This is a genomic window from Pinisolibacter sp., assembly GCF_036782435.1.
Lineage (GTDB): Bacteria > Pseudomonadota > Alphaproteobacteria > Rhizobiales > Ancalomicrobiaceae > CALBKH01.
Window position 1 is genome coordinate 86,521 of the sequence record NZ_DAIPZB010000013.1, and the last position, 7,875, is coordinate 94,395.

At 69.6% G+C, this 7,875-nt stretch carries 9 protein-coding genes; all 9 read left to right on the forward strand.

What is annotated here, in order from left to right; genetic code table 11:
• Positions 1–37 precede the first annotated feature (37 nt).
• Positions 38–1,054, forward strand: a complete 1,017-nt coding sequence (gene nagZ / locus V7Q42_RS07935) for a beta-N-acetylhexosaminidase (protein ID WP_333823405.1) — start codon at positions 38–40, stop codon at positions 1,052–1,054.
• A 93-nt stretch (positions 1,055–1,147) separates the two neighbouring features.
• Positions 1,148–1,990 (forward strand): segregation and condensation protein A, encoded by an 843-nt coding sequence (locus tag V7Q42_RS07940; RefSeq protein ID WP_442958176.1) that lies wholly within the window; start codon positions 1,148–1,150, stop codon positions 1,988–1,990.
• A complete protein-coding gene (gene scpB / locus V7Q42_RS07945; protein ID WP_333823407.1) occupies positions 1,987–2,718 on the forward strand; it encodes an SMC-Scp complex subunit ScpB in 732 nt (243 codons plus the stop codon). Before V7Q42_RS07940 ends, scpB begins: the two co-directional genes overlap by 4 nt.
• A 140-nt stretch (positions 2,719–2,858) precedes the next feature.
• Positions 2,859–3,086: a twin-arginine translocase TatA/TatE family subunit gene (locus V7Q42_RS07950; RefSeq protein WP_333823408.1), complete on the forward strand. Its 228-nt coding sequence runs from the start codon at positions 2,859–2,861 to the stop codon at positions 3,084–3,086.
• Between the two features lie 125 nt (positions 3,087–3,211).
• Positions 3,212–3,754: a Sec-independent protein translocase protein TatB gene (tatB, locus tag V7Q42_RS07955; protein ID WP_333823409.1), complete on the forward strand. Its 543-nt coding sequence runs from the start codon at positions 3,212–3,214 to the stop codon at positions 3,752–3,754.
• Positions 3,751–4,545 carry a twin-arginine translocase subunit TatC gene (tatC, locus tag V7Q42_RS07960; RefSeq protein ID WP_333823411.1) on the forward strand — a complete coding sequence of 265 codons (795 nt, stop codon included), beginning with the start codon at positions 3,751–3,753 and terminating at the stop codon, positions 4,543–4,545. The genes tatB and tatC overlap by 4 nt, the downstream gene beginning before the upstream one ends.
• An 86-nt stretch (positions 4,546–4,631) precedes the next feature.
• Positions 4,632–5,912 carry a serine--tRNA ligase gene (gene serS / locus V7Q42_RS07965; RefSeq protein WP_333823413.1) on the forward strand — a complete coding sequence of 427 codons (1,281 nt, stop codon included), beginning with the start codon at positions 4,632–4,634 and terminating at the stop codon, positions 5,910–5,912.
• Positions 5,913–6,311: 399 nt separating this feature from the next.
• A complete protein-coding gene (locus tag V7Q42_RS07970) occupies positions 6,312–7,307 on the forward strand; it encodes an SDR family NAD(P)-dependent oxidoreductase (protein WP_333823414.1) in 996 nt (331 codons plus the stop codon).
• 137 nt (positions 7,308–7,444) lie between these two features.
• The coding region (locus V7Q42_RS07975; protein ID WP_333823415.1) for an exodeoxyribonuclease III at positions 7,445–7,875 on the forward strand (431 nt) is incomplete at its 3' end.

Sequence of the window (7,875 nt, forward strand, 5' to 3'; positions counted from 1 at the left end):
CCGGCCGCGTCCGTCTCGTCTCCCGGAGCCCTCACCCATGACCGTCTCCGCCTTCATCTGCGGCACCTCCGGCCCGACGCTCACCGCCGACGAGATCGCCTTCCTGCGCGCGGCCCGGCCCTGGGGCTTCATCCTGTTCAAGCGGAACTGCGAGACGCCGGAGCAGATCCGGGCGCTCACCGCGGCGCTTCGCGACATCGTCGGCCGCGACGCGCCGATCTTGATCGACCAGGAGGGCGGCCGCGTCCAACGCCTCGGCCCGCCGCACTGGCCGGCCTATCCGACGGGACGTACCTACGGCGACGTCTTCGCCCGCTCGGCCGAGGACGGCCGCCGCGCCGCGTGGCTCGGGGCGCGCCTGATGGCCGCGGATCTGAAGGCCCTCGGCATCGACGTCGATTGCCTGCCCGTCCTCGACGTGCCGGTCGAAGGCGCCGACGACGTCATCGGTCCCCGCGCCTACGGCGTCACCCCGGACATCGTCTCCGACCTCGGCCGGACCGCGGCGGAGGGCCTCCTCGCCGGCGGCGTCCTGCCGGTGATCAAGCACATCCCCGGCCACGGCCGCGCCGGTGTCGACAGCCACCACGCCCTGCCGGTGGTCGACACGCCTCGCGCCGTGCTCGAGGCGACCGACTTCCCGCCCTTCCGCGACGCCGCCCGACTGCCGCTCGCCATGACCGCCCACGTTGTCTACACCAGCCTCGATCCCGATCATCCGGCGACCACGTCGAAGACCGTGATCGACGAAGTGATCCGCCGGCTGATCGGTTTCGACGGCTGCCTGATGTCCGACGACGTGTCGATGCAGGCGCTCTCCGGCACCATCGCCGAACGGACCGCCGCGGCGCTGGCCGCCGGCTGCGACCTCGCCCTCCACTGCAACGGCGTCCTCGCCGAGATGGAGGCCGTCGCCGCGAACACCCCGCCGCTCGCCGGAATGGCCGCCGACCGCGCCGCCCGGGCGCTCGCCGCGCGCCGCCGCCCGGCGCCCCTCGACGAGGCGGGCGCGAGAGCGGAATTCGCCCGATTGACGGGTATGCCTTCCGTCTGACACACCTCTCCTCGGGGCCGGGGAGACGAAGACGTGGCGGGAAGCGGGGCCGAAACTCAGCCGGATGTGGCCGGGACCCAGGCGGTGCTGCCGTTGCCGCCGGGTGGTCGCCCCTCCGCCGCCGAGGACTGGACGACACCACCGCGCGCCGCGCCCGACCCGGAAGAGACGCTGATCGTCGACGTCGCCGGTTTCGAAGGCCCGCTCGACCTCCTCCTCACCCTCGCCCGCAATCAGAAGGTCGATCTGGCGCGCATCTCCATTCTCGACCTCGTCGACCAGTATCTCGCCTTCGTCGAGAAGATCCGCGCCCGCCGCCTCGAACTCGCCGCCGACTATCTCGTCATGGCGGCCTGGCTCGCCTATCTGAAGTCGCGCCTGTTGCTGCCGGCCCCGCCGCAGGACGACGAGCCGAGCGGCGAGGAACTCGCCGCCGCCCTCGCCTTCCGCCTGCGCCGGCTCGAAGCCATGCGCACCGCCGCCGGCCGCCTCTTCGCTCGCGACCGGCTGGGCCGCGACGTCTTCGCCCGCGGCGCCCCCGAGGCGACGGCGGCCACGGTCCGGGCCGAATGGCAGGCGAGCCTCTACGATCTCCTCACCGCCTATGCGGCGCAGCGCCAACGCTTCATGATCACCTCCGTGCGGGTGGCGGCGCGCGCCGTCTGGGGCCTCCAGGATGCCCGCGAGATCCTCGAGCGCCTGATCGGCCGCGTCGCCGACTGGACGCCGATCGAGAGCCTCGTCTCCGACTTCCTCACCCCCGAGATGCGCGCCACGGTCATCGCCTCGACCTTCTCGGCGAGCCTCGAACTGGTGCGCGAGGGCCGCATGGAACTGCGCCAGACGAACGCCTTCGCGCCCCTCCACGCCCGCGCCCGCATCCCCGGCGCCGACGAGCCGGACGACGAGACCGAGGTCAGGGAGGACGACCGGTGAGCGATCTCTTCGACGACGGCGACGACGACGACCGCGACGACTTCGACACCCTCGAGCGCGAGGCGACCGCCCGCCGGCTGGTCGAAGCGCTGATCTTCGCCTCCGCCGGGCCGGTCGGCGAGGACGATCTCGCCGCCGAACTCCCCGAAGGCGTCGACCTCGCCGCCGTCCTCGCCCGGCTCGAGGCGGACTATGCCGGACGCGGCGTCGAACTGGTGCGCGTCGCCGGCAAATGGCAGTTCCGCACCGCCGCCGATCTCGCCGCCCGCCTCTCCCGCGACACGGTGGAGCCGAAGAAGCTCGGCCGCGCCGCACTCGAGACGCTGGCGATCGTCGCCTATCACCAGCCGGTGACCCGCGCCGAGATCGAACAGATCCGCGGCGTCCAGATGTCGAAGGGCACGCTCGACGTGCTGCTCGAGACCGGCTGGATCCGCATGCGCGGTCGCCGGCGCACCCCCGGTCGTCCCGTGACCTGGGGCACCACCGAGGCCTTCCTCGTCCATTTCGGCCTTGAGGCGATCCAGGACCTGCCCGGTCTCGAAGAATTGAAGGGCGCGGGCCTGCTCGAAGGCCAGATCCCCGCCGGTTTCGCCGTGCCGCTGCCGAGCGACGACACGGCACTCACCCCCGACGAGGACCCGCTCGACGCGACGGATCTCCTGGAGATGGCGGAAACCGAGGAGCCCGACGTCGACGAGGACGATCGCGAACGCGAGGCCGACTGATCGCCTTCACCACACCCTCGCCGACGCGGACCGGGATCCTCGCGCGCGGTTGCGGGGGGATATCCTTTTTGCCATAGTGCGGCGCACTGCCGTGGGGGCTCGCCGAAGACGGCCGAGGACGGCCGCAGGAGACGTCTGTAATGGGTTCGATGAGTATCTGGCACTGGTTGATCGTCGTCGTGGTCGTGTTGCTCCTGTTCGGCAAGGGCAAGGTTTCCGACCTGATGGGTGACCTCGCCAAGGGCATCAAGAGCTTCAAGAAGGGCATGGCGGAAGACGACACGCCCCCCGCCGCTCAGCCGCCGAAGACGATCGAATCGAAGCCGGGCGAGCCGGTCGCGAACGATCCGTCCAAGACCGCCCACTGACGGTGGCCGGAGCGGCTTCGCCGTTCCACGGTGATCTGTAGGAGGCCCCGCTCGGGGCCTCTTTTCTCGAGCCGGACGGATCGACGCGCCGAGGCGCCCGTCGACCGATCCCAGGTGCGGACGACATGCTCGACATCGGTTGGAGCGAACTGGTGATCATCGGCGTGGTGGCGCTGGTGGTCGTCGGACCCAAGGAACTGCCCACCCTGCTGCGCACCGTCGGTCAGTGGGTCGGCAAGGCCCGCCGCATGGCGTCCGAGTTCCAGGGCCAGCTCAACGACGCCATCCGCGAAGCCGAGCTCGAGGACGTCAAGAAGAGCGTCGACGATCTGCGTTCGCTCAATCCGACCAAGCTGGTCACCGACCAGCTCGCCTCCATCGGCGACGACGTCAAGCGCGTCGGCAGCGCCGTCGAGGCCGACTGGGCCGGTGCCCCCTCCGGCGCCGGCTCGGCCATGTCGGCCTTCACCGCCGCCGACGAGGCGGGCCTGACCGCCGGCGAGGCCGAAAAGCTGATCGACGCCGCCGCACCGCAGGTCGACGACACCGTCTTCGACCTCACCCCGGCGCCGATGCCGGCCGCGGCTCCCGCACCCGTCGAAGCGGTCGAGGCGCCCGCGGCGGCCGAATCCGAACCCGACACCGACAAGAAGGCGACCGGCGCATGAGCGAGGAGGACGACATCGAGGCCTCGCGCGCGCCTTTGATCGAGCATCTCGTCGAACTGAGGGCCCGCCTGATCCGGGCGCTCGCGGCGCTGGTCGTCGCCTTCTTCGTCTGCTTCGCCTTCGCCAAGCCGATCTACAATTTCCTGGTGTGGCCCTACGACTACGTCATCCGCTCGATGACCGGCAAGCCGGCGACGATGATCTTCACCGCGCCGCAGGAGTTCTTCATCACCCAGATCAAGGTGGCCTTCTACGGCGCCCTGGTGATCGCCTTCCCGATCATCGCCGCGCAGATCTACAAGTTCGTCGCGCCCGGCCTCTACCGGCACGAACGCAAGGCCTTCCTGCCCTATCTGGTCGCCACGCCGGTGTTCTTCATGGCCGGCGCGACGCTGGTCTATTTCCTGCTGCCGATGGTGCTCGGCTTCTTCGCCGGCATGCAGCAGACCGAGGGCGACGGCATCAAGATCGAGCTCTTGCCCAAGGTCTCCGAGTACCTGTCGCTGATCATGGGGCTGACCTTCGCCTTCGGCATCGTCTTCCAGATGCCGGTGGTGCTGACGCTGCTGGCCCGCATCGGCATCATCGATTCGACGATCCTGCGCGAGAAGCGGCGCTGGGCGATCCTCGTCGCCTTCATCGTCGCGGCGGTCCTCACCCCGCCCGATCCCTTGTCGCAGTTGTCGCTTGCCCTGCCCTCCATCCTTCTCTACGAACTCACCATCTTCGCGGTGATGTGGGTCGAGCGGAAGAAGGGCGAGAGCGCAGAGGGCGAAACGCCCGACGCCTGAGCCTCACGGCCGCTTTTCTTCCTCCGGCCCGCTGCGCCCTGCAGGCGGGCCGCGCCGCACATGCGTTCGTTTCCGAGGACGTCCCCATGCACGACATCAAGTGGATCCGTGAGAACCCGGAAGCTTTCGACGCCGGGTTGACGAAGCGCGGCAAGGAGCCGCTCGCCGCCGAGGTTCTCGCCCTCGACGCCGACCGCCGCGCCCACCTGACGACGCTGCAGGAACTTCAAGCCAAGGCCAACGCGGCCGCCAAGCAGATCGGCGCCGCCATGGGCCGCAAGGACCTCGCCGAGGCCGACCGCCTCAAGGCCGAGGTCGCCACCGTCAAGGCGACGATCCAGCAGGGCGAGGCCGAAGAGCGCGAACTCGACCGCCGGATCACCGACCTCCTCGCCGGCATCCCCAATACGCCGGCCGCCGACGTGCCGCTCGGCAAGGACGAGCACGACAACGTCGAGGTGAACCGCTGGGGCACCCCGCGCAGCTTCGACTTCGAGCCGAAGCAGCACTTCGACCTCGGCGAAGCCCTGGGCATGATGGACTTCGACACCGCGGCGAAGATCTCGGGCGCGCGCTTCGTCCTCCTCAAGGGCAGGCTGGCCCGGCTGGAACGCGCCCTCGCCCAGTTCATGCTCGACCTCCACACCGAGGAACACGGCTGCACCGAGGTCAACCCGCCCTTCCTGGTGAAGAGCGAGTCGGCCTACGGCACCGGCAACCTGCCGAAATTCGCCGAAGACCTGTTCCGCACCGAGAACGGCTACTGGCTGATCCCCACGGCGGAGGTGCCGGTCACCAACATCGTCCGCGAGGAGATCGTCGAGGAGGCAGCGCTGCCGTTCCGCTTCACCGCCTGGACGCCGTGCTTCCGCTCGGAAGCGGGCTCGGCCGGTCGCGACACCCGCGGCATGATCCGCGTCCACCAGTTCCACAAGGTGGAGATGGTCACCATCTCGACGCCCGAGACCTCGGCCGACGAGCACGAGCGCATGACCCGCAACGCCGAGCGCGTGCTGGAGAAGCTCGGCCTGCCCTATCGCCGCATCGTGCTGTGCACCGGCGACATGGGCTTCTCGTCGCAGAAGACCTACGACCTCGAGGTCTGGCTGCCGGGTCAGGCCGCCTACCGCGAGATCTCGTCCTGTTCGAACTGCGGCGACTTCCAGGCCCGCCGCATGAACGCCCGGATGCGTCCGACCGAGGGCAAGGGCACCCGCTTCGTCCACACCCTCAACGGCTCCGGCGTCGCCGTCGGCCGCTGTCTGGTGGCGGTGCTGGAAAACTACCAGAACGCCGACGGCTCGGTGACCGTGCCCGAAGCGCTGCGCCCCTACATGGGCGGCCTGGAGAAGATCGAGAAGGCGTGAAGCCTGCGGGATCGGCACCGATCGGAATGGTCCGCGCGCCGCGCGGACCCCTTCTCCTCTCGTGCGAGATGCTTCGAGACAGCGTCCTTCGGACGCTTCCTCAGCATGAAGCGTTTGTTTTCCAATGAAGATCTCGAACGCCTCATCCTGAGGAGCGCCGCAGGCGCGTCTCGAAGGATCGCGCACGGACGCCCGCCGAACCCTCACTTCGGATCCGGCGAGCATTCACGCGGTGTAGGAAAGGATGTGCTCCGCCGCGCCTCGATCGAGGTTCACGCCCACCCTGCCCTCTCCGTCCCGCCTTGTCCCTCGCGATGCGGCATCCTACCTTCGCAGGCAGCGCGACACACGGTTCGCGCCGGCCCACGAGGGCGGCGCCGACGACCGGGAGATCCATCGATGAACGACGAGCCCAAGGCCCCCGGCCGCCCCGCCTATCCGCCGGGCTACGACCCGGTCACCCACACCTACACCCCGCCGATCGGACCGGACGGCAAGCCGATCTACCCCGAGGGCTACGATCCGGTGACGCATCGCTACACCCCGCCCGGGCGTCCCGTGCCCGCGGCGGCCGGTGAGGCGGTCGACCCGGCCAAGTGCCCGGTCGACCACTCCCAGCATCCCTATCACACCGCCGAACCGTCCTACGCCGCCGACGGCTCGCGCCGCACCATGCTGGTGACCGGGGCGAGCCGCGGCATCGGCCATTCGATCGTCCGCAAATTCGCCGATCAGGGCTGGCGCATCATCACCATCTCGCGCCACGCCTTCGAGCGCACCCGCTGTCCGTGGGAGGCCGGCCCCGAGGACCACGTCCAGTGTGACCTCGCCGACCGCGAGCAGGTGCCGCTCGCCATCGTCGACATCAAGAACCGCATCGGCGGCGGCCCGCTCCACGCGCTGGTCAACAACGCCGGCATCTCGCCCAAGGGCCCGGCCGGCGAGCGGCTGAACTCGATCACCACGCCGATGTACACCTGGATGCAGGTGTTCCACGTCAACATGCTGGCGCCGATCCTGCTCGCCCGCGGCCTGTTCGACGAGCTGAAGCGCGGCCACGGCTCGATCGTCAACATCACCTCGGTGGTCGGCCATCGCGTCCACCCCTTCGCCGGCACGGCCTATGCGACGTCGAAGGCGGCGCTGACGTCGCTGACCCGCGAGATGGCGGCCGACTTCGCCCCCCACGGCATCCGCGTCAACGCCATCGCGCCGGGCGAGATCATCACCGACATCCTGTCGCCGGGGACGGAAGAGAAGTTCCTGCCGCTGATCCCGATGCGCCGGCTCGGGCGCCCCGAGGAAGTGGCCGAACTCGTCCATTTCCTCTGCTCCGAGGCCTCCTCCTACATCACCGGCGAGGAGATCAACATCAACGGCGGGCAGCTGCTGTGAGAAGGTCGGGGGTTCGCCCCTCGGCCGAGATGAGCACCCCGAGAGATCCGGCCGAATCGCGGTTCGGCTTGGTTGCCGGGTGACCCCGCGCCCCTCCCCGGCTATCCTCGCTCGACCTCCTCACGACGCGAGTCCCCATGAAGTTCGCCACCTGGAACATCAACGGCATCAAGGCCCGTATCGACACGCTTCTCGCCTGGCTCGAGGAGGCGCGGCCCGACGTCGTCGTGCTGCAGGAGATCAAGTCGGTCGACGAGGGCTTCCCGCTCGCCCCCTTCGAGCGGCTCGGCTACCACGTCGCCACCCACGGCCAGAAGGGCTTCAACGGCGTCGCCATCCTGTCGAAGCACCGGCTCGAGGACGTCGAGCGGGGCCTCCCCGGCGATCCGGACGACGCTCAGGCGCGTTTCATCGAGGCGGTGATCTCGGTGCCCTCCGGCGTCGTCCGCGTCGCCGGTCTCTACCTGCCCAACGGCAACCCGATCGGCACGGATAAGTTCACCTACAAGCTGGGCTGGATGAAGCGGCTCGAGGCCCACGCGAAGGCTCGTCTCGCCCTCGAGGAGCC